This window comes from Chromobacterium sp. Ag138, assembly GCF_055181315.1.
This window is the reverse complement of record NZ_JBUPWA010000001.1, coordinates 3,055,649-3,079,590: the sequence shown is the minus strand read 5'-3', so window position 1 is coordinate 3,079,590 and position 23,942 is coordinate 3,055,649. Positions and strand designations below refer to the sequence as shown.

The following is a 23,942-nucleotide window of genomic DNA, read 5'->3' as shown; positions in this document are numbered from 1 at the left end:
AGGGCCTCGCGGCGCCTGCCCGTTTTCGCGTCCGCGCTCAGCCCTCGACGATGGCCAGCGCGAAGCCGTCGTAGCCTTTGCCGCCCACGGTCTGGATCGCGGTGGCCGACAAGCGCGGATGGCCGCCCATCAGCTCGATGAAGCGGCGGGTGCCGACGATGGCCGGATCGGGATTGGCCGGATTGGCCACTTCCCCCGCCCGCACCACGTTGTCGCCGACGATCACCGTGCCCGGCCGCGACAGCCGCAGCGCCAGTTCCAAATACACCGGATTGTTCGGCTTGTCGGCGTCGATGAACACCAGATCGAACGGCGCCGCGCCGTCGTCTATCAACCGTTGCAGCGAGTCCGCCGCCGCGCCCTGGATGATGTCCACCTTGCCGACCACCCCGGCGCGGGCCAGATTGGCGGCCGCCACCTCCACATGCCTGGGCTCGTATTCCAGCGTCACCAGCCGGCCGTTCTCCGGCAGCGCGCGCGCCAGCCAGATCGCGCTGTAGCCGCCCAGGGTGCCGATCTCCAGAATCCGCCGCGCGCCGTGGATGCGCGCCAGCAGGTTGAGGAATTTGCCCTGGTTGGGCGCCACATTGATCGCCGGCAGCCCGGCCGCCGCGCTGTCCGCCAGCGCCGCCTCCAGCGCGGCGTCCTGATCAACCAGCTGTCGGCAGAAATAATCGTCCACCGCGTCCCATTGCGCTTGCATCGTCATCTCCCGGTTCTCCATCAGGCCACGCCCTCGCCGCCGTGGGCCTGGTAGGCGGGGCGGCGGCGCAGGCGCTCGAAATAGGCTTCGGTCTTCGGCAGCGCCGGCTTGTCGAACGGCGTCAGCAGCCAGCGCTGCACCGACACGCCCAGCACGATGTCGGCCAGCGTGAACGCGTCGCCCCGCGCCCAGCCCTCGCCCAACTGCGACTCCAGCACCGCCATCTGCTTGTTCCACGCCGCCACGCTGTCGGCGATGCGCCCCGGATCGCGATGCTCGGGGCTGTTGCGGCTCAGCGCGTGGAAGGCGTAGCTCCAGGCGGGATTCAGATCGGCGATCTGCCAGTCCATCCAGCGCTCGACCTGGGCGCGGGCGGCCGGATCGGCGGGCAGCAGGTCGTGGCGGCCGTGCTTGGCGGCCAGATAGCGGCAGATGGCGTTGGATTCGGACAGCGTCACTTCGCCGTCCACCAGCGCCGGAATCATGGAGAACGGATTCAGCGCCAGGAATTCCGGATCGGCGACCGGGCGCACGCCGCGGCCCCAGTCCTCGCGTTCGTAGTCGAGGCCGATTTCATGGCAGGTCCACAGCACCTTGCGGACATTGATGGAATTGCTGCGGCCGAGAATGCGGAGCATGGCGGCTTCCTCGCGGTGGGAAAACCGCCAGTATAATCCTATTCATGCCGTATGATTATTTCGCCGGCGGCCGGCGCGCAAACTATCCTCAAAACCGGCGCTAGGCCTCTTCCAGCCCCGCCCGCAGCAACCGGGCGTGCAGCACCATGTTCTCCAGCGTCAGCCGCGCGGTGGCGGCCAGATAGACCAGCATCCGCTTGGCTTCGTCGGGCTCTTCGGCGCGGAACACCAGCTCGCGCTCCAGCAACGAATCGACGATCAACTCGCGCAGATTGCTTTCGTCGAACGGCAGGTCGGCGTAATCGATCGGGTCCTCCGCCTCCACGTCCTCCACCAGGCACAACAGGCTTTCGCGACTGAGCATGTCCATGATCCCCTCCCGCTTGGCGGCCCGGCGGGCCCTTGATTCAGTGTAGCCGCCCGCGCGTTGGCGCTACACTTGGCAACCCCGCAGCCGACGATCACACCCATGCGCAAAGCCGAACGCCTGTTCCAACTGGTCAACCTGATCCGCGCCCGCCAGCCCATCACCGCGGCGGAGCTGGCCGAGCGGCTGAGCGTGTCGGTGCGCAGCATCTACCGCTACATCGACGACCTGTCGGTCAACGGCATCCCGGTGTACGGCGAGGCCGGCGTCGGCTACCGGCTGGAGGAAAACTTCGAATTGCCGCCGCTGACGCTCAATTCGGCCGAGCTGGAAGCGCTGACGCTGGCGATGGACATGCTGTCGCGCGCGGTGGGCAACGACCTGAGCCGGGCGGCGCAAAGCCTGCTGGCCAAGATCTACGCCAGCCTGCCCGACGCGCGCGCCAGCGACGGCGAAGGCGCGGTGCTGGCCTTCACCGAGCCGTTCGACGACGCGCACAAGGCGCGCTGGGACCAGCTGCGCCTGGCCATCGCCGAGCGCGCGGCGCTGGAGATCGACTACTTCAGCCTGGCGCAGGCCCGCACCCGGCGCACGGTGTTTCCGCTGGGCCTGCTGTACTGGGGCGGCAAATGGACGCTGGTGGCGTGGTGCGGCCTGCGCGGCGACTACCGCAGCTTCCGCGTCGACCTGATCCAGGGGCTGCGGCGGACCGAATCCGCGCCGCCGCCATCGCACGCCAGCCTGGCCGACTACCTGCGCCGGCAACAGCAAGCGTGGCGGCGCGAGCATGCCACTGACAATACGCTGTCAGCAGGGGCATTCTAAACTGTCGCATGGGCGCGGCGGTCCAAGCCAATCCGGCGCCCGAAACGAAAGGAAAACCATGCCCTCCCACCCCTTCTGCGTCCGGCTCGCCGTGCAGGACGCCGGCGCCACGCTGGACTTCTTCGAGTCGCTCGGCTACGAAGTCGTCCGCGACAGCCTCTCCCGGCACGAAACCGTGCACGCGGTCCGCGAGGGCGGCGCCACGCTGTTCACCGTGCAGCCGCGCGCGGGCGCCTGCGCCTTCCTGCCGCGCCCGGCATCCAGCCTGTCGCCGGCCAGCGCCATCTTCTACCTGCGCGTCGACGACATCTTCGCCAAGCTGGACCAGGCGGGCGACAAGATAGACATCATCGCCAGGTACGAGGACGACCACTGCCGGATCTGCTACTTCCCTGACCCGGACGGCCACGTGTTCGCCTTCATCGAGCGGGAAGAGGAAGCCGCGTGAACCGATGCGCTATGCTTAAGGCATGAACGCGATTCCTACCCCCTCGCTGCCGCTGCTGCTGTCATTGGAGGAAGGCGTGTGGCGGGCCTTCGTGGCCGGCGACGCCGATGCCGACGCCGCGCTGCTGGACGTCGGCTTCGTCGGCGTCTACGCCAGCGGCTTCTCCAACCGCGACGACCACGTCGCGCCGTTGCGCGCCGGCCCCGCCGCCGTCCGCTACCAGCTGGACCAGGAACGGCTGGTCTGGGCCGCGCCCGGCGCCGGCCTGCTCAGCTACCGCGCGCAATGGCTGCGTCCCGGCGCCGAGCGGACAGAGACCATGTACATCTCCTCGCTGTGGCTGCACCGGGACGGCCGGTGGCGCAACCTGTTCAGCCAGGACACCCCAGTCCCATAGTCCAGGCCCCGCGCGGCGCGGCTTCACGCGGCGCGATCATGCGCGTTGGCGGAAATGGCGGCTTATCCACAATGCTCGCCGACTTCCTCTTTTATCCACAGCCATCGCCGATGGCATGAGGCCACTCCCAGACTGGCCAAGGAGACCGTCCATGCGCATGTCCCGCTACCCCCTCCTCGCCCTGCTGGCGCTGAGCGCCGCGCCGCAGATCCACGCCGCCGCCTGCACCGCCAACGCCAACGTCCAGACCAGCGCCAAGTCCGACGCCGACAACCGCGCGGCCGGCGGCAAAGGCGGCCACGTCGGCCTGCACATGAAAAACGCCGCGCTGCCGCTGCCGCCCAGCGGCGCGCAAAGCCAGATCGACAAATCGGTGTTCGAAAACTGGGCCGCGTTCAAGCAGTCCTTCGACAAATGGAGCCAGGACACCACCAAGCCGCACGTCAACTGCGGCACCAGCGGCGGCCCCAAGGACATCGTCGACGCCAGCCTGGTCGGCGTCACCCAAGGCTGGAAATGCACCCAGGCGCGCGCCGACGGCCTGTGCGAAACCTGGCAGAAATTCACCCCGGTCAAGGTCTGCTTCTGGTATTACAACGCGCCCGGCAGCGGCGGCACCGCCGGCAAGTGGCTGCTGAACACCGCCTATCCGTCGCTGAACGCGGATTGTTCCTGACCCCTTGTCCCTCGTCATGGCCGGCATGCCGCCGGCCGCGGCCGCTCTGCTAGAATGGCGGCTTCGATTCTCCATTCCCACACCATGCGCAGCCGCCTCTCCGCCGTCATCGCCAGCTGGCCCTTCCTGATCTCGCTTCTGCTGTTGCTGGCCAACGACTGGTGGCTGAAGCCAAGCCATCCGGGCTGGCTCAGCGGCAAACTGTCCGATTTCGCCGGCCTGATGCTGATCGGCCTGCTGCTGCAGGCGGCCTGGCCGCGCCGCTTTCTGGCGTCGGCCGCCGGCCTGGCGCTGGCCTGGCTATGGTGGAAAAGCCCTTTGTCGACGCCGGCGATCCAGTCTTTCAACATGGCGCTGCCGTTCGCCATCGCCCGCACCGTCGACTACGGCGACCTGATCGCGCTGTGGGTGCTGCCGCTGTGCCGGCTGGCCTGGCTGCGGCATGAGCGGATGGCCGCGATGCCGGCGGCCGCGCGCCGCTGGCTGGCGCCGCCCTTGGCGCTGGCGGCGGTGCTAGCCTGCGCCGCCTCCGCCGTTCCGTACAGCCAGCAATACGGCGTGCGCGCCCGCGTCGCGGCCGTCCGGCTGGACCGCGCCAAAGTGATCGAGGCGCTGGACGCGGTGGCGGCGCAATACCGGCTGCGCTGCGTGCGCTGCGATCCCGGACAGGACGATGGCGATTACAGCGGCGGCCGGCCCGATGTGCGGCTGAAATACCGGTTCGCATCGGAGCAGGAAGTGCGTTTCGACATCTGGACGGTGCTGCCGGGAGTGTTCAACGGCAGCGAGCGCGAACGGCTGCAGGCGATGCGCGCCAGCATCCGCCAGGAAATGGCGCGGCGCTTGCCGCAGCTGGACTATCTGGAACCGGTCAACTGAGCGTTATCCACAGCGCCTCGCCCTGCAGCGAATCCATCCACAGCTACCATGCGCAGCGTCGGCCCGACGCGTCCCGCGCGGCCAAATCCTCGGCGAATTCGACTTCGCGGCCGTCGACGCCGCGGTAATGGAAGCCGTAGTAGCGAGCGCCCTGGTGGACCGTGGTATAGCGGCCATGGACTTTGCCATCGACGATCTCCAGCCATTCGTCGGTGAACTGCCAAGGCCGGTCCTCAGCCAGAACTTCATGCTCGCCGCGCAGCCAAGCCAGCGTGATCGGCCGGCCGCGCCTGCCATAGCGGACATAAGCCGCCTGCCAGCCGGCGTCCGCGTCGCCGACCACGGTGAACTGCAAATGGACCGGCTTGCCGCCGTTGTCGGCGACGAAACAGCGGGTTTCACTGTCGAGCGCGGCCCAAGCCGCCCAAGGCAGGCACCACAGCAGCGCCATCCCCAGCAGCGCCCGCTTCATTCGGCCCCGGCTTCCCTCGGCGGACGATGGCCCAGCCTCAGCGTCTGCGGCAGCAGCAAACCCCACAGCAGCGCCAGCAAGGGCAACAGCAGCCACCAGGCCGCGCCGGGCTGCAAGGCCTGCAGCTTGAACGCCGCGTAGCGGGCCAGCGGCGCGGCGATCGCGCCCAGCAGCATCAGCAAGCGCGGCGACGGCCGCCAGGCCTGCAGCAGCCACAGCCACCAGCAGGCGAAACCCAGCCACCACACCATCATCCACAAAGGCAGCGCGCCGACGCCGACGAAACGCAGCAGGCCCGCAGCCGCCAGCGCCAGATCCAGCAGGCAGCCGATGCCGGCCAGCAGCAGCGCCCGTGCGCGCAGGCCGCGCGGCAGGGCCTCCCACAGCAGCAGGGTGGCGGCCAGCGTCACCATCACCCAGCGGTCGCGGCACAGCGTCAGCAGCAGCCACCAGCCGCCGAAGGCGAGGCTGGCCAGCGCCGGTTTGATCCACGGTTTCATCGCTGCCGCGGCCTAGGCGTCGTAGCCCAGATTCGGCGCCAGATCGCGCTCGGCCTGCTCCAGCGTCACGCCGCGCCGCTCGGCGTAACTCGCCACCTGGTCCTTCTCCACCTTGCCCACGCCGAAATAGCGCGAAGCCGGATGGCTGAAGTAGAAGCCGGACACCGCGGCGGTGGGCAGCATCGCATAGCCCTCGGTCAGCGTCATGCCGATCGCCGGCGCGTCCAGCAGCTGGAACAGCTCGGTCTTCACCGTGTGGTCCGGGCAGGCCGGATAGCCGGGAGCGGGGCGGATGCCGCGGTACTGCTCGTCTATCAGCGCCTCGTTGTCCAGATGCTCGTCGGCGGCGTAGCCCCAGAACTCGCGCCGCACCCGGGCGTGCATCAGCTCGGCGAAGGCCTCGGCCAAGCGGTCGGCCAGCGCTTTGAGCAGGATGGCCGAGTAGTCGTCGTTGGCGTCCTCGAAGCGCTTCACGTGCGGCTCGATGCCGATGCCGGCGGTGACGGCGAAGGCGCCGATGTAGTCGTCGACGCCGCTGTCCCCGGGCGCGATGTAATCGGCCAAGGCCCAGTTGGCCTTGCCGTCCATCTTGGGCAGCTGCTGGCGCAGGCCGACCCAGGTCATCAGGCTGGCGTTGCTGTCCGGATCGCGGATTTCGATGTCGTCGTGATTGACGCTATTGGCCGGGAACAGGCCGATCACCGCGTTGGCGGCCAGCCAGTTCTCGTCGACGATCCGCTTCAGCATGACCTGGGCGTCTTCATACAGCGCGCGCGCCGACTCGCCGACGATCTCGTCATTCAGGATGCGCGGAAAGCGGCCGGCCAGCTCCCAGCTCTGGAAGAATGGCGTCCAGTCGATGTAGGCGGCGATCTCGGCCAAGGGGTAATTCTCGAAACGGCGCACGCCCAGCCATTGCGGCTTGGGCGGAACGTAATCGGCCCAGTCTATCTTTTCCTTGTTGGCGCGCGCGGCCTCCAGGCTGACCACCTTGCGGTTGGCCTTATTGGCGTGGCCTTCGCGCGCGCGCTGCTGCTCGGCCAGGTTTTCGGCGACGAAGGCGTCCTTCAGGGTATCGGACAACAGGTTGGAGCAGACGCCCACCGCGCGGCTGGCGTCCGGCACATAGATGACCGGGTGCCGGTAATGCGGCGCGATCTTGACCGCGGTATGCACCTTGGAGGTGGTGGCCCCGCCTATCAGCAGCGGCACCGCGTGATCCAGCCGCTGCATCTCCTTGGCGACGTGGCTCATTTCCTCCAGGCTGGGCGTGATCAGGCCGGACAGGCCTATGATGTCGGCCTTGTGCTCGACGGCGGCGTCCAGGATCTTCTGGCACGGCACCATCACGCCCAGGTCGATCACCTGGTAGTTGTTGCAGCGCAGCACCACGCCGACGATGTTCTTGCCGATGTCGTGCACGTCGCCCTTGACCGTGGCCATGATGATGATGCCCTTGGCCGGCGCGTCGGCCAGCCCCAAGCGGATCTTCTCTTCCTCGATGAACGGTTCCAGGTGGGCGACGGCGGCCTTCATCACCCGCGCCGACTTCACCACCTGCGGCAAGAACATCTTGCCGGCGCCGAACAGGTCGCCCACCACGTTCATGCCGTCCATCAGCGGGCCTTCGATCACGTGTATCGGCCGCGCCGACTTCAGCCGCACCTCCTCGGTGTCCTCGACGATGAAGGTGGTGATGCCCTTGACCAGCGCGTGCTCCAGCCGCTTTTCCACCGGCCAGGAACGCCAGGCAAGGTCTTCGCCCTTTTTCTCGCCGGCGGCCTCGCCCTTGAACTTCTCGGCCAGCTCGATCAGCCGTTCGGTGGCGTCGCCGCCGTCCTTGGGATGGCGCATCAGCACCACGTCTTCGATGCGGTCGCGCAGCTCGGCGTCGACTTCGTCGTACACCTCCAGCGCGCCGGCGTTGACGATGCCCATGGTCATGCCGCGCTGGATCGCGTGGTAGAGAAACACCGCGTGGATCGCCTCGCGCACCTTGTTGTTGCCGCGGAAGCTGAAGCTGACGTTGGACACGCCGCCGGATATCTTGGCGTGCGGCAGGTGTTGCTTGATCCAGCCGGTAGCCTCGATGAAGTCCAGGCCGTAGCGAGCGTGTTCGTCGATGCCGGTGGCGACGGCGAAGATGTTGGGGTCGAAAATGATGTCTTCCGGCGGGAAGCCCACCTCGTCCACCAGGATGCGGTAGCTCTTGTCGCAGATCTCGATCTTGCGCGCGTAAGTGTCGGCCTGGCCCTGCTCGTCGAAGGCCATCACGATCACCGCCGCGCCGTAGCGGCGCAACAGCCGCGCCTGCTCGACGAACTTGTCCCGGCCTTCCTTCAGCGAGATCGAGTTGACGATGCCCTTGCCCTGGATGCACTTCAGGCCGGCCTCGATCACCTCCCACTTCGAGCTGTCTATCATGATCGGCACCCGGGCGATGTCCGGCTCCGACGCGATCAAATTCAGGAAGCGCACCATGGCGGCGTGGGCGTCCAGCATGCCCTCGTCCATATTGATGTCGATCACCTGCGCGCCGTTCTCCACCTGCTGCCGCGCCACGTCCAGCGCGGTGGCGTAGTCGCCGTTCAGGATCAGCTTGGCGAAGGCGCGGGAGCCGGTAACATTGGTGCGCTCGCCGACATTGACGAACAGATCGCCGTCGCCGATGTTGAACGGCTCCAGGCCCGACAGCCGGCACTTGGCCTCGATGGACGGCAGCGCGCGCGGGGCGACGCCGTCCACCGCGCGGGCAATGGCGGCGATATGTTCCGGCGTGGTGCCGCAACAGCCGCCGACGATGTTGATCAGCCCCGATTCCGCCCACTCGCGCACGTACTCGCCCATGGACGCCGGCTCCAGGTCGTAGCCGCCGAAGGCGTTGGGCAGGCCGGCGTTGGCGTGCACCGAGACATAGGTGGCCGACACCCGCGACATTTCCTCGACGTAGGGCCGCAGCAGGTCAGGGCCCAGCGCGCAGTTGAGGCCGAAGCTGACGGCGTCGGCATGGGACAGCGAGTTGTAGAACGCTTCGGTGGTCTGGCCGGTCAGCGTGCGGCCGGACTGGTCGGTGATGGTGCCGGAAATCATGATCGGCAAGCGCGGCGTGTCCGGGCGCGCGTCGAAATACTGGTGGATGGCGAACACCGCCGCCTTGGCGTTCAAGGTATCGAAAATGGTTTCCACCAGCAGCAGGTCGGCGCCGCCGGCCACCAGGCCGTCTATCGCCTCGGTGTAGCTCTCCACCAATTGATCGAAGCTGATGTTGCGGTAGCCGGGGTCGTTGACGTCCGGGCTGATGGAGCAGGTGCGGTTGGTGGGGCCGAGCACGCCGGCGCAGAATCGCGGCTTGGCCGGGTTCTTCGCGGTCTCCGCCGCGCACAGCTCTTTCACCAGCCGCGCCGCCTCGCGGTTGATCTCCCACACCAGCTCTTCCATCTGGTAATCGGCCATCGCGATGGAGGTGGCGTTGAAGGTGTTGGTTTCGATAATGTCGGCGCCGGCGTCCAGATAGGCCTGGTGGATGCCGGCGATCACGTCGGGCCGGGTCAGCGCCAACAGATCGTTATTGCCTTTGACGTCGCAACGCCAGTCGGCGAAGCGTTCGCCGCGGTAGTCGGCCTCGTCCAGCTGGTGGCGCTGGATCATGGTGCCCATGCCCCCATCCAGGATCAGGATGCGTTGCGATAACTGCTGATAAACGGGATGAAGGAATGGCTTTGTCATGGCGGTGGCTGGTATTTTGTCTAAAACGAAAGCAATCGCTGGTACTTCTGGGCTTCAATCCATCTTAACATCGTCATTCGATGCGTCAGTCTTCCGGCAATAGAATATTGAGAGAGTACCCATATGGCCAGTTTGCATAAGAAATGGGTGTTGCCGTTGTGTCTATTTTCCTTGATGGCCCAGGCCGAACCGGCGCCATTGCGAATCGGCGTATCGGATACCGACGCCGCGCCGATCGCGGTGCTAGCCGAGGACGGCAGCACGCTGAGCGGGGGCCTGGCCCGCGATTTGGGCGCGCTGCTGGCCGACGAGATGGGCTTGAAGCCGCAGTTCATGCTGCTGGCGCGGCGGCGGGTGGAGCCGTCGATAGAGACCGGCAAGGTGGACATCATCTGCAACGCCAACCCAGACTGGTTCGCCAACTCAGCCCGCCTCAATTGGAGCCATGAAATCTATCCGCTGACCGAGCGCATGCTGTCGCTGAAGAGCCTGCCCCCGCTGCGGCAGCTGGACGATCTGGCCGGCAAGCGCATCGGCACCATCCACGGCTACCATTACCCGTCGCTGGAATACCTGTGGTCCGGCAACCGCAGCGAGCGCGTCACCGAAGCCCGCTTCGACCTGCTGCCCAAATCGCTGGAGAAGCGGCTGAGCGACGTGGCCATCGTCACCGAGCTGACCTACGTCTGGTGGGCGCGCGGCCATGCCCAGGAGGCGGCCAGCTTCAAGATCCATCCGCTGGTGGTGTCGTCGCAGCCGACGATGTGCGCGCTGTCGCAGCGCTCGCCGGTGAAGCTGGACCAGTTGAACCGAGCGATCGACCGCCTGCACAAGAGCGGCCGGCTGAAGACGCTGATGTCGCACTACCTGTGGCAGGAATAAACGCCGCCTCCGGCTGATCCCCCGCGCCGCCGGACGGGAACGGGACGCCGGACTCGCATGCTAAAATGGCGTTTTTGCAGCGAAAAAGCGTCCCGACATGAGCGATCTGTTAGCCGGCCTGAATCCCGAACAACTGCGCGCCGTCACCTGGCCCGCCAAGAGCGCGCTGGTGCTGGCCGGCGCAGGCAGCGGCAAGACCCGGGTGCTGACCACCCGCATCGCCTGGCTGCTGTCCACCGGCCAGACCTCGCCGGCCGGGGTGCTGGCGGTCACCTTCACCAACAAGGCCTCGCGCGAGATGCAGACGCGGCTGTCGACGCTGGTGCCGGTCAATGTGCGCAATATGTGGATCGGCACCTTCCACGGCCTGTGCAACCGCTTCCTGCGCATCCACTACCGGGACGCCGGCCTGCCGCAAACCTTCCAGATCCTCGACTCCGCCGACCAGCAGGCCGCGATCAAGCGCCTGCTGAAAAGCCTCGAGCTGTCGGACGAGAAATATCCGCCGCGCGCGGTGCAAAGCTTCATCAACGGCAACAAGGAAGCCGGCCTGCGCGCCGAATCGCTGCCGCCGGCGCTGAACCCGTACGAAGCCAAGCTGGTGGAGCTGTACGCCGCCTACGACGCCCAGTGCCGGCGCGAGGGCGTGGTCGATTTCGCCGAGCTGCTGCTCAGAAGCTACGAACTGCTGTCCCGCAACGAGGCGCTGCGCGCGCATTACAGCAGCCGCTTCGCCCACATCCTGGTGGACGAGTTCCAGGACACCAACCGCCTGCAATACGCGTGGCTGAAACTGCTGGCCGGCGAGCACGGCGCGCTGTTCGCGGTCGGCGACGACGACCAGAGCATCTACGCCTTCCGCGGCGCCGAGGTCGGCAATATGCGCGCGCTGCTGTCCGACTTCCGCGTGGCCGAACCGGTGCGGCTGGAGCAGAACTACCGCTCGATGGGCAACATCCTCAACGCCGCCAACGCGCTGATCGAACGGAACGACGGCCGCCTGGGCAAAAACCTGTGGACCGACGCCGGCGAGGGCGAAAAGATCCGCTTCTACCAGGCCGGCAGCGACGGCGACGAAGCCGAATTCATCATCGACGAAGTCAAGAGCCTGCACCGCGACGGCCTGGCGCTGTCCGACATGGCGGTGCTGTACCGCTCCAACGCCCAGTCGCGGCTGCTGGAGCACGTGCTGGTCAACGCCCAGATCCCGTACCGCATCTACGGCGGCCTGCGCTTTTTCGAGCGCCAGGAAATCAAGCACGCGCTGGCCTACCTCAGGCTGGTCGCCAATCCGGACGACGACAACGCGCTGCTCAGGGTGATCAACGTGCCGGCGCGCGGCATCGGCGCGCGCAGCGTGGAAAACCTGCAGGCCGCCGGCCGCGAGCAGGGCATCTCGCTGTGGCAGGCCGCCTGCGGCGCCGGCAGCGGCCGCACCGCCGCCAAGATCGGCGAATTCGTGCTGCTGATTGAGCGGCTGCGCGAGCAGAGCCGCGACTTCAGCCTGGCCGAAACCATCAGCCTGGTGATAGACCGCAGCGGCCTGCGCGACATGTACGAGCAGGACAAGAAGGACGGCGAGGAGCGGCTGGCCAACCTGGACGAGCTGGTCAACGCCGCCGCCAGCTTCATGCCCGACCAGCCGGAACAGGCGCTCACCGAATTCCTGTCCGCCGCCAGCCTGGAGGCCGGCGAGCACCAGGCCGACGCCGGCAGCGACGCGCTGCAGCTGATGACGGTGCACGCGGCCAAGGGCCTGGAATTCGACGCCGTATTCGTCAGCGGGCTGGAAGAAGGCCTGTTCCCGCACGAGAACAGCGTGATGGACGGCAAGGGCCTGCAGGAAGAGCGCCGGCTGATGTACGTGGCCATCACCCGCGCCCGCAAGCGGCTGTATCTGTCCAGCGCGCAGAGCCGGATGCTGCACGGCCAGAGCCGCTACCCTATCCCGTCGCGCTTCATCGACGAGATTCCGGCCGAACTGATCCATTCGCTGTCTGCTACAGTGAAAGCACCCGTTGCGCCGCAGCAGGCGCGCCGCGCCGCCGCCATGCCGCGCCGGCAGGCGGAAAACGCCTACGGTCTGTCCATCGGCCAGGCGGTCAGCCACGCCAAGTTCGGCATCGGCGTGGTGATAGACGCCGAGGGCAACGGGGAGGATGTGCGGCTGCAAATCAACTTCGCCGAACACGGCGTCAAATGGCTGGATATGCGCTATGCGAAACTGAGCCCGGCCTGAGCCGGGACGCGCGCCGCCGACACTGCGATCCGCAACCACAGCATAGAGCGAGCCGACGAGGCGTCATGAGCGAAACCACTCCCTCCCCGGCGGCGGCGCCCGCGCCGGTGCATCACGTGAAGACGGCGCCGGCGCGCAGCGCCGCCTTCGACGATCCCTACGCCAAACGGCTGTTCCTGATCATCGACAGCCTGCCGCAGATGCAGCGCGCGCTGGCGATGACCCTGTCGTCGTTCGGCGCCAACTCGGTCGAGTACGCGGCCAAGGCCAGCGACGCGCTGGCCAAGATGGCCAAGTACGAGTTCGACGTGGTGCTGTGCGACTACGATCTGGGCAACGGCTACGACGGGCTCTACCTGTTCGAGGAGATCCGGGAGCGCAACCTGCTCAAGCAGTCCTGCGTATTCATGATCGTCACCGGCGAGCGCCGCGCGCAGCGGGTGATCTCCGCCGCCGAACTGACCCCCGACGACTACCTGCTCAAGCCGTTCACCGGCGAGGTGCTGCGCGACCGGCTGGAGCGGGCGATGCGCAAGCGCGAGGCCCTGCGGCTGGTGGACGAGAGCGTGCTGCGCCATGAATACTTGTCCGCCATCGAAACCTGCGGCCTCAAGATCGAGGAAAACGGCGAGTTCGCGCTCGACTTCATGCGGCTGAAAGGCTCGCTGGCGCTGAAGATCAACGACTTCGACACCGCCCGCGACGCCTATATGCAGGCGCTGCGCGTCCGCCCCTCCACCTGGGCCAAGATGGGGCTGGCCAAGTCGCTGGCCGGATTGAAGTCCCACGACGAGGCGCGGCTGCTGTTCGAGGCGGTGCTGGCCGACAACAACCAGGTGATGGAAGCCTACGACTGGCTGGCCCGGCTCTACCGCAGCCACGACCTGGACCGCGCCCAGCACACGCTGCAGACCGCGACCGAAATGTCGCCGGTGGTGTTCCGCCGCCAGCAGCAGCTGGCCCAGATCGCGCTGCTCAACCACGACCTCGCCACCGCCGAAACCGCCTGCCAGCAGACGCTGGACATCGCCAAGTACTCCTGGCACCGCAGCCCCACCCATTACGCGGCGCTGCTTCGGGTCCAGCTGGCCCGGGGCGACAGCGGCAACGCCGCCCGCACGCTGGCCAGCCTGCGCCACGACTACCGCTACAACGAGGAAGGCGAGTGGCTGGCCGGCGTGATGGACAGCCAGCTGCAGGCCAAGAACGGCAACGCCGACAAGGCCCGCGAGCTGCTGCAAGCCGCCGGCGAGCGCTTCAAGCAGCTGGCCCCCAAGCTGGATCAGGAATCGCAGCTGGAGTACGCGCGCGCCTGCTACCAGCAGGGACGCGACAGCCAGGGCAACGACGTGATGGAATACCTGGTGCGCAACCACCACGACGACGAAGACATGCTGGCCCACTTCGGCGACATGTTCGAGGAGATCGGCCTGAGCCAGGCCGGCCGCCAGCTGATCGCCCAGAACGTCAAATCGGTGCTGGAGCTGAACAACCAGGCGGTGCGCGAGGCGCAGTCCGGCCAGTTCGACGCGGCGATCGAGCGCTTCGTCAAGGCGCTGGACGAAATGCCGCACAACGTGCAGATCATGCTCAACCTGATCAACGCGGTGATGGCCTACGTCAGCCAGAACGGCTGGCATGAAAGCCATATGCGCCGCGCCTACGAGCTGCTGGGCAAGGTGCGCGACATCGCGCCCACCAACAACAAGTTCCAGAAGATCCTGCACTCCTGGCGCGCGCTGGTGAACAAGATGGACAAGCCGCAATGGGCGCTGTGAGCGCGCTGCGGGCGCTGGTGGTGGACGACGAGGCGCTGGCCTGCGAGCGGCTGCGCCAATTGCTGGCCGATTGCGGCGTAGGAGAGGTCCATTGCCTCGCCGACGGCAAGACGGCGCTGGACTGGCTGGCCCGCCACCCGGTCGACGTGCTGCTGCTGGACATCAGCATGCCCGGCCTGGACGGCATCGCGCTGGCCCGCCAGCTGCGGCAGCAGGCGCTGGCGCCGGCGCTGGTGTTCAGCACCGCCCACGACCACTTCGCGGTGGAGGCCTTCGAACTGGACGCCGCCGACTACCTGCTCAAGCCGGTGCGGCGCGAGCGGCTGGAACAGGCGCTGCAACGCGCCCAAGCGCGGCGGGAGGGCAGGCAGCAGCCGAGTTTCACCGTGCGCCAGCGCGGCCGCCTGCTCAACGTGCCTTTCGCCGACGCGCGCTACCTGAAAGCCGAGCTCAAGTACGTCACCCTGGTCACCTCGGACAACGAATACCTGCTGGACGACGCGCTGGTGGCGCTGGAGCAACGGCTGGGCGCATCGGCGCTGCGCATCCACCGCAACTGCCTGGTGATGCGCCACGCGGTGCAGGAACTGTGCCGCGGCGACGACGGCGGCGACGAGCAATGGATTGTAAGACTGCGCGACATCCCGACGCCGCTGCCGGTCAGCCGCCGCCAGATCCACGCGCTGCGCGCCGCGCTGAGCCTAGGCAATTGATTACGTACTACTACTTAAAACCGGCATTCCCCGGCTTATTGCTAAAAAATAGACCCGCTGTTCTTATAGAATCGTTCACTGCTGAATATATGTCGATGGTTTTAACATGCACGCAAGACTGGTCTATGCTGGGTGCCTCGTCCTATGGCTGATACTGAGCGCGCTTGCCGCCCTGTCCATCGCCAGCCGCTCCCTGCTGGGCGCCGAACAGCAATTCAACAGCCAGCTCCAGCAACTGACCGAGCAATTGAAGCAGCGCCTGCTCGCCAATGAAACCATACTCGACAGCTACGCCACCTTCAGCGGCATCGACCACCGCACCGAACACCGCCAGAAACACCCCTTCGTCGCGCAGCTGCTGCGCCGCTATCCGCAGATCACCACGCTGGCCCATATCGAGCGCGTGCCGGCCGGACAGGTCGCCGGCTACGACCGCGCGCTGCAGCGCGATTACGGCGCCGCTTATCGGCTGCGCGGCTTCGCAGGCGGCAGCGTCCGCCTGCCGGAACAGGACGCCTACTTCCCGCTGATGTACGCCGAACCGCAGTCGCAGGCCAATCTGCGGCTGGTGGGGAGGGACGCCTGGCAGCAGCCGCGGCTGCGCGAGGCGCTGCAGGACTGCATCAACAGCGGCCGCGCCACGCTGTCGCGCCAGCTGCGGCTGCAGCCGCAGAGCGACCCCGGCTATGTGCTGCTGCGCGGAGTGGACGACCGCCTCGACGACCAGTTGATCGGCCTGCTGCCCCAGCATTTCGTGATGCTGTTCGTCCGCGCCGATTCGCTGCTGCCCACCGACATCGCGTTGCCGCCGGGCATGGAAGTCGGCCTGCGCCACCGCGACGACCCCTTGCGCCCGCCGGAAGGCCAGGCGCTGCACCTGGGCGGCGCCCATCCCAGCGCGTTGGAGAAATTGCTGTTCCCGCGGCTGGAGACCAGCCAGCTGCTGGGCGGCGGCAGCCAGCCGCTGCGGCTGACGCTGAGCTGGCAGCAAGGCTGGGCGCAGATCGGCTTGTTCGAATGGACGGTATGGATGCTGCTGTCGCTGCTGCTGGGCCTGGGCATCGGCCTGGCCGGCTTCAGCTTCGTGCGCAGCAGCGACAATCGCCGCCAGCGCGAAAGCCAGCTGTTCCACCTCGCCAACCACGACCGCCTCACCGGCCTGGCCAACCGCAACCTGTTCTACGACCGGCTGCAGCACGCGATCACCCGGCTGGACCGCAGCGGAAAGCGGCTGGGCCTGCTGTTCCTGGATCTGGACCGCTTCAAGCCGGTCAACGACACCTACGGCCACGTGGTCGGCGACCGGGTGCTGCAGCTGATCGCGGCCCGCATCCGCGACGTGATCCGCAATGAAGACACCGTCGCCCGCATCGGCGGCGACGAGTTCGTGATCCTGATGGAAGACATCGAGTCCAACCGCGAGGCGGACAAGGTGGCGGCGCGGCTGAAGCAGGCGATACAGATGCCTTACCAGATCGACCAGCACCGGGTGCTGGTCGGCGTCAGCATCGGCATCGCCTACTACCCGGAAGACGGCCTGCTGATAGACGAACTGCTGGCGGTGGCCGACCGCAAGATGTACGGCAACAAGCAGTCGCCCAGCCGCCATTCCGAAACCGTGGACTAGCGCTGCGCGCGCAGCAGAAGCCGCGGCAGCGATTTCCAGCACCCCTGCCGGGACAGTGCATGAAACAGCGGGCCGCCCCGAATGCCGGAGCGGCCCGCTGTTTTCCCTTCGCGGCGCTTACGCCAGCGTCAGCTCCACTTCGATATTGCCGCGGGTAGCGTTGGAGTAGGGGCAGATGCCATGCGCGGCTTCGATCAGCTTCAGACCCGCCTCGCGCTCGACGCCCGGCAGCGACACCGCCAGCTTGGCGGCGATGCCGAAGCCGTGGGCGATCGGCCCGATCGACACCTTGCCGGTCACCGACACCTCGGCCGGCAGGCGCACGCCGGCCTGCTGCGCGGCCACCTTGAGCGCGCCGATGAAGCAGGCGGAATAGCCGGCCGCGAACAGCTGCTCCGGATTGGTGCCGTCGCCGCCCGCGCCGCCCAGCTCGCGCGGCGTGCTCAGCTTCACGGCCAGCGCGCCGTCGCTGGATTCGGCCCGGCCGTCGCGGCCTCCGGTGGCGGTGGCTTCGGCGGTATACAGTACTTTCTGCAGTGGGTTCATCTGGCTCTCCTTGGCGTATCGTCGTTGCGATTGAAATAATATGCTATTAAATAGTGCACTACTTAATTATCAAAACCCTGACGGGTTCATTGCAGCAGCTGGTCCCGCAAATCGCACAGCGATTGCCGCAAACCGGCTATCTGATCCAGCTGCAGACCGCTGCGGCACAACAACTGCAACGGAATCCGCTCCGCCTGCCCGCGCAGCGCGCGTCCGGCTTCGGTCAGCTTGACCACCACCACCCGCTCGTCGCTGGACAGCCGCTTGCGCTCCAGCCAGCCGGCCGTCTCCATCCGCTTCAGCAGCGGCGTCAGCGTCGCCGAGTCCAGATACAGCCGCTCGCCGATGTCGGACACCGAGCGCTCGTCCTGTTCCCACAACACCAGCAACACCAGATACTGCGGATACGTGACGCCCAGCGGCTTCAGGCTGTCGCGGTACACCTTGTTCATCGCCAGCGAGGCGGAGTACAGCGCGAAACAGAGTTGCTGGTCCAGCTTCAGCAGCGCGTCCGGCGGCGGACAAATGTTTTCTTGCTCCATGTCCGCATAATAAATAGTGCACTATTTAATTGCAAGCAATTCATTTAGCGAACCAGGCCTTGCTGCGCCCGCCTTAGGCGGGCGCGGAACCGCGCTCAGGCCGCCACCCGCACCGGGCCGCGTCCCAGATCGGCCAGCGAGCGGCATACTTGGTGCCAATCGCCGAGACTGCGCACGCCCTGCAGGATGACGCGCGCCAGCGGCTCGTTGCACACCGCGGGGCCGAACTGCATCAACATCTCGTGCAATGCGAAACGCAGGGTATGGCTGTCCTGCAACAGCGCGTCCACTTCCTCGTGCACTTCCTGGCTGACCCGCATGTCGCCCAGCGCGTCCAGCTGCACCTGGTGGCGCGGACAAAAGCCGGAGCGGATCAGCGCCAGGTCGTCGTTGATGTCCTCGGCGAACAGCAGCGCGCTGTGCTGCAGGTAGCCGCAGGCGACGATCAGGCTTTCCAGCGAATGCGGAGCAACGGTGGGGCCGCCTACCGGAAGGGTGGTCATTGTGGTTCTCCTCTTGTAGTTGGATTTTGCGGCTATTTGAGCATTGCACCCACTGGCATGACAATGGCTCATCGCCTCTGGTTGCAAGCTTTTACTCGAGATTTACAACGAAATTAAGCACTTGCCGCAGAGACAAACCTCAGCCGGCGTCGTACCATCGAGACACTTCACACCGGCGTCCATCATGCACATCGTTTATCTCCATGGCTTCAACTCCGGCCCGCAATCGCTGAAAGCGGGCGAAACGGCGGCCTGGCTGCGCCAGCACGCGCCCGACATCGTCCTGCACTGCCCGCGGCTGTCGCCGCATCCTGCCGAAGCGATCCGCCAAGCCGACGAACTGGTGTCCGGCCTGCCGGCCGACACCCTGCTGATCGGCAGTTCGCTGGGCGGTTTCTACGCCACCCATCTGGCCGAGCGGCGCGGCCGCCCGGCCGCGCTGATCAATCCCGCGGTGCGCCCGGACCGCGATCTCGAGCGCTTTCGCGGCGAACAGACCAACCCCTACACCGGCGAGGTCTACACGCTGGGGGACGACGACTTGCGGGCCCTGCTGTCGCAGCGTGTGGCGGCGCCGACGGCCGGCCGCTACTGGCTGCTGCTGGGCAGCCGCGACGAGACGCTGGACTGGCGCGAAGCGGCCGTCCATTACCGCCATAGCCGGCAGGCTGTATTCAACGGCGACGACCACCGGCTGAACAACTGGCCCAAGGTATTGCCGGAGGTGGTCGCCTGGGCGCGGCGGCGACTGTCCAGCCAGGCTTGACGCCCTGTCGAACCGCCTCCGCTTGCCGGTCCGGCGCGGCCGGGCGCAGACTATGCCATCCACTCGCAAAGGAAACGCCATGAGCCAAGCTATCGTTTTCGCCGAAACCGGCGGCCCGGAAGTGCTGCGCCTGCAGCATGCGGAAATCGGCCCGCCCGGCCGCGGCCAGGCGCGGGTGCGCCATAGCGCGATCGGCGTCAATTTCATCGACACCTACCAGCGCAGCGGCCTGTATCCGCTGCCGCTGCCCAGCGGACTGGGCAGCGAGGCGGCCGGCGTGGTGGAAGCGGTGGGAGAGGGCGTGGCCGGGCTCGCGCCCGGCGACCGCGTCGCCTATGCCGGCGGCCCGCTGGGCGCCTATTCGACCGAGCGGCTGATCGCCGCCGAGCATCTGGTCAAGCTGCCGGACGGCGTGTCCGACGAAACCGCCGCCTGCGCGATGCTGCAGGGGATGACGGTCGAATACCTGGTGCAGCGCACTTTCCCGGTGCAGCCAGGCCAGACCGTGCTGTGGCATGCCGCCGCCGGCGGCGTCGGCCAGATCGCGCTGCAGTGGCTGTCGGCGATGGGGGTCCATGTCATCGCCACCGTGGGTTCTGAAGCCAAGGCCGAGATCGCCCGCGGCCTAGGCGCCGCCCATGTGATCCTGTACCGCGAGGAAGACGTGGCGGCGCGGGTGCGCGAGATCACCGGCGGCAAGGGCGTGCCGGTAGCGTTCGATTCGGTGGGCAAGGATACCTTCGAGGCCTCGCTGAACAGCCTGAGCCCGCGCGGCATGATGGTGACGTTCGGCAACGCTTCCGGACCGGTGCCGGCGCTGGCGCCGCTGGAGTTGACCAAGCGCGGCTCGCTGTTCCTGACCCGGCCCAAGCTGGGCGATTACATCGCCACCCGCGCCGAGCTGGAGGCCTCGTCCGCCGCGCTGTTCCGCCGTCTGCTGGACGGCACGGTCAAGCTCGCGCCGTCGCACCGCTATCCGCTGGCGGAGGCCGCGCAGGCGCACCGCGATCTGGAAGCGCGCCGCACCACCGGCTCGGTCATCCTGCAGCCCTGATTGCGGGCGCTATTCGACCAGCGGCAACGACGGCCGGCCGCAACCGTCCCGGCGGCGGCCGGCGCCGCAGGCCGCGTCGTCCGCCGCGCAGGACCGCAGGCCGCGCGCGGCGCAAGGCGCCGACGGCAGGCGCTCGTCCACGCAGGCGCGGCGTTGCGCGCCCAGCATGCCTTCGCACGACGCTTGCGCCGCCAACAGCGCTTCGCAGCGTTTGGCGTCGCGCTGGCGCTGGCAGCCGAGAGGCGGGGTGTAATAGGCGAGGCACGCCCTGCGCCTGGCATCCGGCAGATCCAGGCAGCTGCGCAGCCCCTGCAGATGCGCCTGGCAGCGCTGGGGCGCGACCGCGTCGGCGCAGTCGTCCTTGGCTCCCCATCCGGCAAGCGGAAAAGCGAACAGCCCGCACAACAGCAAACCCGCCGAGGCCCGCCTTCCCAGGCTTGCGCCGCGCTTTCCCCCTTGCGTCATCGCCCTGTCCTTTCCCCAGCGGACGTCGAAATCAATCGGATTGGTTTTGCATCTGCTCCTGCCGGCGTTTATCCTGCCAAAAATTGGGCTTGCTGGGTACTGATTTGACATGATCGTCCGGCGGAGGCAGCAGACGGCTGGACTGATGCTGGACCGGATCGAAGCCGATGTCGCCGTTGCGCGCGGCTTCGCGCTGACGCAGATTGCGCAGCCGGCGGTTGTTGCATGACTGATCGCCGTCGCACCCGCGCGCCGACGGCCGGCCCTCGGCATGCCTGCCGGGTCCCGGACCGGGGAAATGCTGCGCCAGCGCGGCCTGCTGCGCCAGCAGGCCGCCCAGCGCCAGCATGATCAGATATCGCTTCATGTCGATATTCTATCCTGTCTGTTGACCGCGCTGCCATCACCGCTCAAGGCGGCGAAACGCAGGACCGGCAAGGCATCGGATGCGGGTCGGCGTCGCAGCGATCGATTGTCCGGTAGGGGGAGATTCGGCCAGAGATATGAAAATATTGCATATTTCCCGCTTGAAACGGCTTCCGCGCCGGCCATTTGTTCCAGCTTAAGCGCAAGCGTTTGCGCGGACGTCAACGAGAACGTCACAATTGTTAACGACTGTATCGCGACGTGGCGGCTTAACATCTGTAAAAACAAGGCGCCCCAGCGCGCGCCATGCCGCGCTAAGCTGGCAGCCGGAACACTAAGGAACAGCATATGGAACACAATAAAATCCTGGTCGTCGACGACGACGCCAAGCTGCGCGAACTGCTGACCCGCTACCTGACCCAGCAGGGCTACATCGTGGAAACGCTGCCCGATCCCAAGGACCTGGACCGCAAGCTGGCGCGCAACCGTCCCGACCTGATCGTGCTGGACGTGATGATGCCGGGCGAGGATGGCCTGGCGGTGGTGCGGCGGCTGCGCGCCCAGGGCGAATCGCTGCCAGTGATCATGCTGACCGCCCGCGGCGAGGACATCGACCGCATCCTGGGCCTGGAAATGGGGGCCGACGACTACCTGCCCAAGCCCTTCAATCCGCGCGAGCTGACCGCCCGCATCCAGTCGGTGCTGCGCCGCCATCACACCACGCCGGCGCTGGCCGCGCTGCACGACGCCGACGACGTGGTGGAGTTCGGCGAATTCGTGCTCAACCTCGGCCAGCGCGAGCTGCGCCGCGGCGGCCAGCCGGTGTCGCTGACCAGCGCCGAATTCGCGGTGCTATCGGTGCTGGTCAGCCATCCGCGCCGCCCGCTGACCCGCGAACAGCTGATGGAGCTGGCATTGGGCAAGGGCAACGGCGAATCGCTGGACCGCAGCATCGACGTGCACATCTCGCGCCTGCGCAAGGCGCTGGAAAACGGCGAAAGCGACAGCCAGCTGCGCTACATCCAGACGGTGTGGGGCTATGGCTACGTGTTCGTGCCGGATGGATCGCCCAGGGAGTAAGCCTTGTTACGCAAGCTGTTAGGCTCCCTGTTCTTCCGGCTGGCGCTGCTGGTGGTCACCGTGGTGATCACTACCCAGCTGTTCACCATCTGGCTGGCCAACAACGAGCGCCACAAACTGCTGGAGCGGCAGCTGTACATCCAGGTGCTGGACACGCTGTCCTTTCTCGAGGACTCGATGACCGGCATGGTGGAGGAGGAGCGGCAAGCCTTCCTCGACAACTACAACCGCCCCGGGCTGCCCAGCCTGCTGCCGTTCAACGCCGACCGCGGCCAGCAGTTCAGCGAGGATCTGCCCAAGATCGGCGCGATGCTGGCGCAGCGGCTGTCGCACGACCTGAACGAGCCGGTGCAGGCGCATTACGCGCGCCGGGCCGACCACAGCGAGCTGTGGGTGCACGTGCACGTGCTGGATCAGCCGTACTGGCTGGTGATCCCCTTCGGCCGCTACCGCGACCGCATGATCAGCCCGATGCTGCAGGCGTCGTTGCTGGCGGCGCTGTTCGCCACGCTGCTGGCGTCCTTGCTGGCCTGGCGCATCACCAGGCCGATCAGCCAGGTGGTGCAGGCCAGCCGCCAGCTGGCCAGCGGCTCGATGCCGCAGGCGATTCCGGAAACCGGCCCGCGCGAGATGCAGCTGTTGGCGCACAACTTCAACGGCATGGCCCAGGCGCTGGACAACGCCGCGCGCGAGCGGCGGCTGATGCTGGCCGGCCTGTCGCACGACCTGCGCACGCCGCTGACCCGGCTGAAGCTGACGCTGGAAATGCAGGAAGCCAGCACCGACCAGCACGACATGCTGTCCGACATCGACGAGCTGTCGCGCATCGTCCGCCAGTTCATCGATTTCGCCCGCGCCGAGGAAACCAGCCGGCTGGAGCCGGTGGCGCTGGCCGATCTGGCCGCCAGCGTGGTGGCCCGCTTCCGCCGCGAGAGCATGGACGCGCGGCTGGACATCCGCGACGAGATCGAACTCAAGGCCGACGCGCTGGCGCTGGAGCGGCTGCTGAGCAATCTGCTGGAGAACGCGCGCCGCTACGGCCGTCCGCCGGTGGTGATCCGGCTGGAGAAAGCCGGCGGCGACGCCATGCTCAGCGTGATCGACCACGGCGACGGCATCCCGGCCGCGCTGCGCGAAACCGCGCTGGCGCCGTTCGAGCGGCTGGCCGAGCACCGCGGCACCGACGGCGGCAGCGGCCTCGGCCTCGCCATCGTTTCGCGGGTGGTCAAGCAGCACGGCGGCGCGCTGGAGCTGACCGACGAGGACGGCGCCTTCAAGGTGGCCATCCGCCTGCCGCTGGGCGAGGCGCTCAGCGAAAGCGCAGCATCATCCACAAGCCAGCCAGGCTGAGCCCCAAGCCGGCCAGCCTGCCCGGCGACAGGTTCTCGCGAAACAGCCAATAGCCTATCGGCAGCAGCAAGGCGGTGCTCAGCACATTGGAGCTGAGCGCCGCGTAGCCCAGGTTCCAGCCGGCGCGGTAGGCCAGCAGGAAACCCATCTCGATGCCCAGTATCCCCAGCGCCACGCCCAGGCTGCTCCAGTTCAGCGCCGACATCCCGCGCTGCCCCGCCGGCAGCCACCACATGCCCGCCAGGCACAGCGACATCGCCAGGCCGTAGCTGACCGCCAGCGAAAAGAACGGGTTCAATTCTTGCGGCAGCTGCTTGATCGACAGGTGGTAGACGACGGAGCCGGCCACCGCCAGCAATAACGCGGCGAAAAACATTTTCCTCTCCTTGCGGCGATTCAC

At 67.1% G+C, this 23,942-nt stretch carries 27 protein-coding genes; 14 read left to right on the top strand and 13 right to left on the bottom strand.

Features of this window, described 5'->3' with window-relative positions; genetic code table 11:
* Positions 1 to 37: 37 nt before the first annotated feature.
* From ACY3GB_RS14320 to ACY3GB_RS14310, 3 genes are all read right to left on the bottom strand, one after another.
* Entirely contained in the window at positions 38 to 703 is a 666-nt protein-coding gene (locus ACY3GB_RS14320) for an O-methyltransferase (RefSeq protein WP_463089328.1), read from the bottom strand.
* Positions 704 to 723: 20 nt separating this feature from the next.
* On the bottom strand, positions 724 to 1,341 hold the full coding sequence (locus tag ACY3GB_RS14315; RefSeq protein WP_463089327.1) for a glutathione S-transferase family protein: 618 nt from the start codon (positions 1,339 to 1,341) through the stop codon (positions 724 to 726).
* A gap of 100 nt (positions 1,342 to 1,441) precedes the next feature.
* Positions 1,442 to 1,711, bottom strand: a complete 270-nt coding sequence (locus ACY3GB_RS14310; RefSeq protein ID WP_463089326.1) for a hypothetical protein — start codon at positions 1,709 to 1,711, stop codon at positions 1,442 to 1,444.
* Positions 1,712 to 1,810: 99 nt separating this feature from the next.
* Here ACY3GB_RS14310 and ACY3GB_RS14305 point away from each other — a divergent pair, with 99 nt between their 5' ends.
* From ACY3GB_RS14305 to ACY3GB_RS14285, 5 genes are all read left to right on the top strand, one after another.
* Complete coding sequence (locus ACY3GB_RS14305) at positions 1,811 to 2,533, top strand: helix-turn-helix transcriptional regulator (RefSeq protein ID WP_463089325.1); 723 nt, start codon at positions 1,811 to 1,813, stop codon at positions 2,531 to 2,533.
* Between the two features lie 58 nt (positions 2,534 to 2,591).
* Positions 2,592 to 2,981: a VOC family protein gene (locus ACY3GB_RS14300; RefSeq protein WP_046156045.1), complete on the top strand. Its 390-nt coding sequence runs from the start codon at positions 2,592 to 2,594 to the stop codon at positions 2,979 to 2,981.
* Between the two features lie 22 nt (positions 2,982 to 3,003).
* Positions 3,004 to 3,378, top strand: coding sequence for a DUF4440 domain-containing protein (locus ACY3GB_RS14295; RefSeq protein WP_463089324.1), 375 nt, complete (start codon positions 3,004 to 3,006; stop codon positions 3,376 to 3,378).
* A 151-nt stretch (positions 3,379 to 3,529) separates the two neighbouring features.
* Entirely contained in the window at positions 3,530 to 4,054 is a 525-nt protein-coding gene (locus tag ACY3GB_RS14290) for a hypothetical protein (protein WP_463089323.1), read from the top strand.
* 84 nt (positions 4,055 to 4,138) lie between these two features.
* Positions 4,139 to 4,933 carry a hypothetical protein gene (locus tag ACY3GB_RS14285; protein ID WP_463089322.1) on the top strand — a complete coding sequence of 265 codons (795 nt, stop codon included), beginning with the start codon at positions 4,139 to 4,141 and terminating at the stop codon, positions 4,931 to 4,933.
* Between the two features lie 43 nt (positions 4,934 to 4,976).
* Here the strand turns inward: ACY3GB_RS14285 and ACY3GB_RS14280 are convergent, their stop codons facing one another.
* Genes ACY3GB_RS14280 through metH form a run of 3 tightly spaced genes read right to left on the bottom strand, consistent with a single transcriptional unit; the run spans position 4,977 to position 9,631 of the window.
* On the bottom strand, positions 4,977 to 5,405 hold the full coding sequence (locus tag ACY3GB_RS14280) for a hypothetical protein (RefSeq protein ID WP_463089321.1): 429 nt from the start codon (positions 5,403 to 5,405) through the stop codon (positions 4,977 to 4,979).
* Positions 5,402 to 5,905 carry a DUF2878 family protein gene (locus ACY3GB_RS14275; RefSeq protein ID WP_463089320.1) on the bottom strand — a complete coding sequence of 168 codons (504 nt, stop codon included), beginning with the start codon at positions 5,903 to 5,905 and terminating at the stop codon, positions 5,402 to 5,404. Before ACY3GB_RS14275 ends, ACY3GB_RS14280 begins: the two co-directional genes overlap by 4 nt.
* A gap of 12 nt (positions 5,906 to 5,917) precedes the next feature.
* Positions 5,918 to 9,631 carry a methionine synthase gene (gene metH, locus ACY3GB_RS14270; protein WP_463089319.1) on the bottom strand — a complete coding sequence of 1,238 codons (3,714 nt, stop codon included), beginning with the start codon at positions 9,629 to 9,631 and terminating at the stop codon, positions 5,918 to 5,920.
* Between the two features lie 123 nt (positions 9,632 to 9,754).
* Here metH and ACY3GB_RS14265 point away from each other — a divergent pair, with 123 nt between their 5' ends.
* The 5 genes from ACY3GB_RS14265 (at position 9,755) to ACY3GB_RS14245 (ending at position 16,870) form a co-directional block, all read left to right on the top strand.
* Positions 9,755 to 10,513 carry a substrate-binding periplasmic protein gene (locus ACY3GB_RS14265; protein WP_463089318.1) on the top strand — a complete coding sequence of 253 codons (759 nt, stop codon included), beginning with the start codon at positions 9,755 to 9,757 and terminating at the stop codon, positions 10,511 to 10,513.
* A gap of 97 nt (positions 10,514 to 10,610) precedes the next feature.
* Positions 10,611 to 12,752 (top strand): UvrD-helicase domain-containing protein, encoded by a 2,142-nt coding sequence (locus ACY3GB_RS14260; RefSeq protein ID WP_463089317.1) that lies wholly within the window; start codon positions 10,611 to 10,613, stop codon positions 12,750 to 12,752.
* A gap of 65 nt (positions 12,753 to 12,817) precedes the next feature.
* Positions 12,818 to 14,530 (top strand): response regulator, encoded by a 1,713-nt coding sequence (locus tag ACY3GB_RS14255; RefSeq protein ID WP_463089316.1) that lies wholly within the window; start codon positions 12,818 to 12,820, stop codon positions 14,528 to 14,530.
* Positions 14,518 to 15,243: a LytR/AlgR family response regulator transcription factor gene (locus ACY3GB_RS14250; protein WP_463089315.1), complete on the top strand. Its 726-nt coding sequence runs from the start codon at positions 14,518 to 14,520 to the stop codon at positions 15,241 to 15,243. The genes ACY3GB_RS14255 and ACY3GB_RS14250 overlap by 13 nt, the downstream gene beginning before the upstream one ends.
* Positions 15,244 to 15,349: 106 nt before the next feature.
* The gene (locus ACY3GB_RS14245; RefSeq protein WP_463089314.1) at positions 15,350 to 16,870 is read left to right on the top strand and encodes a diguanylate cyclase domain-containing protein; all 1,521 of its coding nucleotides are present in this window, start codon (positions 15,350 to 15,352) and stop codon (positions 16,868 to 16,870) included.
* Positions 16,871 to 16,987: 117 nt separating this feature from the next.
* On the opposite strand, the gene ACY3GB_RS14240 is transcribed toward ACY3GB_RS14245, so the two are convergent.
* The 3 genes from ACY3GB_RS14240 to ACY3GB_RS14230 form a co-directional block, all read right to left on the bottom strand.
* Positions 16,988 to 17,416, bottom strand: a complete 429-nt coding sequence (locus ACY3GB_RS14240; protein WP_046156035.1) for an organic hydroperoxide resistance protein — start codon at positions 17,414 to 17,416, stop codon at positions 16,988 to 16,990.
* 86 nt (positions 17,417 to 17,502) lie between these two features.
* Positions 17,503 to 17,958, bottom strand: coding sequence for a MarR family winged helix-turn-helix transcriptional regulator (locus ACY3GB_RS14235; protein WP_463089313.1), 456 nt, complete (start codon positions 17,956 to 17,958; stop codon positions 17,503 to 17,505).
* Between the two features lie 95 nt (positions 17,959 to 18,053).
* The gene (locus tag ACY3GB_RS14230) at positions 18,054 to 18,461 is read right to left on the bottom strand and encodes a hypothetical protein (RefSeq protein WP_463089312.1); all 408 of its coding nucleotides are present in this window, start codon (positions 18,459 to 18,461) and stop codon (positions 18,054 to 18,056) included.
* Between the two features lie 184 nt (positions 18,462 to 18,645).
* On the opposite strand from ACY3GB_RS14230, the gene ACY3GB_RS14225 reads away from it, so the two are divergent.
* Both ACY3GB_RS14225 and ACY3GB_RS14220 read left to right on the top strand, forming a co-directional pair.
* Positions 18,646 to 19,227 carry a YqiA/YcfP family alpha/beta fold hydrolase gene (locus ACY3GB_RS14225; RefSeq protein WP_463089311.1) on the top strand — a complete coding sequence of 194 codons (582 nt, stop codon included), beginning with the start codon at positions 18,646 to 18,648 and terminating at the stop codon, positions 19,225 to 19,227.
* A 79-nt stretch (positions 19,228 to 19,306) separates the two neighbouring features.
* Positions 19,307 to 20,281: a quinone oxidoreductase family protein gene (locus ACY3GB_RS14220; protein ID WP_463089310.1), complete on the top strand. Its 975-nt coding sequence runs from the start codon at positions 19,307 to 19,309 to the stop codon at positions 20,279 to 20,281.
* A 9-nt stretch (positions 20,282 to 20,290) separates the two neighbouring features.
* On the opposite strand, the gene ACY3GB_RS14215 is transcribed toward ACY3GB_RS14220, so the two are convergent.
* From ACY3GB_RS14215 to ACY3GB_RS14205, 3 genes are read right to left on the bottom strand one after another with little or no spacing between them, the layout of a single operon-like run.
* Positions 20,291 to 20,746, bottom strand: coding sequence for a hypothetical protein (locus ACY3GB_RS14215; RefSeq protein ID WP_463089309.1), 456 nt, complete (start codon positions 20,744 to 20,746; stop codon positions 20,291 to 20,293).
* A gap of 31 nt (positions 20,747 to 20,777) precedes the next feature.
* Positions 20,778 to 21,113 carry a hypothetical protein gene (locus ACY3GB_RS14210; protein WP_021474928.1) on the bottom strand — a complete coding sequence of 112 codons (336 nt, stop codon included), beginning with the start codon at positions 21,111 to 21,113 and terminating at the stop codon, positions 20,778 to 20,780.
* Positions 21,110 to 21,469, bottom strand: coding sequence for a hypothetical protein (locus ACY3GB_RS14205; RefSeq protein ID WP_463089308.1), 360 nt, complete (start codon positions 21,467 to 21,469; stop codon positions 21,110 to 21,112). The genes ACY3GB_RS14210 and ACY3GB_RS14205 overlap by 4 nt, the downstream gene beginning before the upstream one ends.
* On the opposite strand from ACY3GB_RS14205, the gene ompR reads away from it, so the two are divergent.
* Both ompR and ACY3GB_RS14195 read left to right on the top strand, forming a co-directional pair.
* Positions 21,461 to 22,192 (top strand): osmolarity response regulator transcription factor OmpR, encoded by a 732-nt coding sequence (gene ompR / locus ACY3GB_RS14200; protein WP_046156030.1) that lies wholly within the window; start codon positions 21,461 to 21,463, stop codon positions 22,190 to 22,192. The two genes, ACY3GB_RS14205 and ompR, sit on opposite strands and share 9 nt — an antisense overlap.
* 3 nt (positions 22,193 to 22,195) lie before the next feature.
* Positions 22,196 to 23,542 carry an ATP-binding protein gene (locus ACY3GB_RS14195; RefSeq protein ID WP_463089307.1) on the top strand — a complete coding sequence of 449 codons (1,347 nt, stop codon included), beginning with the start codon at positions 22,196 to 22,198 and terminating at the stop codon, positions 23,540 to 23,542.
* Here the strand turns inward: ACY3GB_RS14195 and ACY3GB_RS14190 are convergent.
* Positions 23,502 to 23,918 (bottom strand): EamA family transporter, encoded by a 417-nt coding sequence (locus tag ACY3GB_RS14190; protein ID WP_463089306.1) that lies wholly within the window; start codon positions 23,916 to 23,918, stop codon positions 23,502 to 23,504. The two genes, ACY3GB_RS14195 and ACY3GB_RS14190, sit on opposite strands and share 41 nt — an antisense overlap.
* Positions 23,919 to 23,942 lie beyond the last annotated feature (24 nt).

Coding starts and splice junctions, on each gene's coding strand:
- ACY3GB_RS14320 (WP_463089328.1), bottom strand. CDS start 703: ATGCAAGCGCAATGGGACGCGGTGGACGATTATTTCTGCCGACAGCTG.
- ACY3GB_RS14315 (WP_463089327.1), bottom strand. CDS start 1,341: ATGCTCCGCATTCTCGGCCGCAGCAATTCCATCAATGTCCGCAAGGTG.
- ACY3GB_RS14310 (WP_463089326.1), bottom strand. CDS start 1,711: ATGGACATGCTCAGTCGCGAAAGCCTGTTGTGCCTGGTGGAGGACGTG.
- ACY3GB_RS14305 (WP_463089325.1), top strand. CDS start 1,811: ATGCGCAAAGCCGAACGCCTGTTCCAACTGGTCAACCTGATCCGCGCC.
- ACY3GB_RS14300 (WP_046156045.1), top strand. CDS start 2,592: ATGCCCTCCCACCCCTTCTGCGTCCGGCTCGCCGTGCAGGACGCCGGC.
- ACY3GB_RS14295 (WP_463089324.1), top strand. CDS start 3,004: ATGAACGCGATTCCTACCCCCTCGCTGCCGCTGCTGCTGTCATTGGAG.
- ACY3GB_RS14290 (WP_463089323.1), top strand. CDS start 3,530: ATGCGCATGTCCCGCTACCCCCTCCTCGCCCTGCTGGCGCTGAGCGCC.
- ACY3GB_RS14285 (WP_463089322.1), top strand. CDS start 4,139: ATGCGCAGCCGCCTCTCCGCCGTCATCGCCAGCTGGCCCTTCCTGATC.
- ACY3GB_RS14280 (WP_463089321.1), bottom strand. CDS start 5,405: ATGAAGCGGGCGCTGCTGGGGATGGCGCTGCTGTGGTGCCTGCCTTGG.
- ACY3GB_RS14275 (WP_463089320.1), bottom strand. CDS start 5,905: ATGAAACCGTGGATCAAACCGGCGCTGGCCAGCCTCGCCTTCGGCGGC.
- metH (WP_463089319.1), bottom strand. CDS start 9,631: ATGACAAAGCCATTCCTTCATCCCGTTTATCAGCAGTTATCGCAACGC.
- ACY3GB_RS14265 (WP_463089318.1), top strand. CDS start 9,755: ATGGCCAGTTTGCATAAGAAATGGGTGTTGCCGTTGTGTCTATTTTCC.
- ACY3GB_RS14260 (WP_463089317.1), top strand. CDS start 10,611: ATGAGCGATCTGTTAGCCGGCCTGAATCCCGAACAACTGCGCGCCGTC.
- ACY3GB_RS14255 (WP_463089316.1), top strand. CDS start 12,818: ATGAGCGAAACCACTCCCTCCCCGGCGGCGGCGCCCGCGCCGGTGCAT.
- ACY3GB_RS14250 (WP_463089315.1), top strand. CDS start 14,518: ATGGGCGCTGTGAGCGCGCTGCGGGCGCTGGTGGTGGACGACGAGGCG.
- ACY3GB_RS14245 (WP_463089314.1), top strand. CDS start 15,350: ATGCACGCAAGACTGGTCTATGCTGGGTGCCTCGTCCTATGGCTGATA.
- ACY3GB_RS14240 (WP_046156035.1), bottom strand. CDS start 17,416: ATGAACCCACTGCAGAAAGTACTGTATACCGCCGAAGCCACCGCCACC.
- ACY3GB_RS14235 (WP_463089313.1), bottom strand. CDS start 17,958: ATGGAGCAAGAAAACATTTGTCCGCCGCCGGACGCGCTGCTGAAGCTG.
- ACY3GB_RS14230 (WP_463089312.1), bottom strand. CDS start 18,461: ATGACCACCCTTCCGGTAGGCGGCCCCACCGTTGCTCCGCATTCGCTG.
- ACY3GB_RS14225 (WP_463089311.1), top strand. CDS start 18,646: ATGCACATCGTTTATCTCCATGGCTTCAACTCCGGCCCGCAATCGCTG.
- ACY3GB_RS14220 (WP_463089310.1), top strand. CDS start 19,307: ATGAGCCAAGCTATCGTTTTCGCCGAAACCGGCGGCCCGGAAGTGCTG.
- ACY3GB_RS14215 (WP_463089309.1), bottom strand. CDS start 20,746: ATGACGCAAGGGGGAAAGCGCGGCGCAAGCCTGGGAAGGCGGGCCTCG.
- ACY3GB_RS14210 (WP_021474928.1), bottom strand. CDS start 21,113: ATGAAGCGATATCTGATCATGCTGGCGCTGGGCGGCCTGCTGGCGCAG.
- ompR (WP_046156030.1), top strand. CDS start 21,461: ATGGAACACAATAAAATCCTGGTCGTCGACGACGACGCCAAGCTGCGC.
- ACY3GB_RS14190 (WP_463089306.1), bottom strand. CDS start 23,918: ATGTTTTTCGCCGCGTTATTGCTGGCGGTGGCCGGCTCCGTCGTCTAC.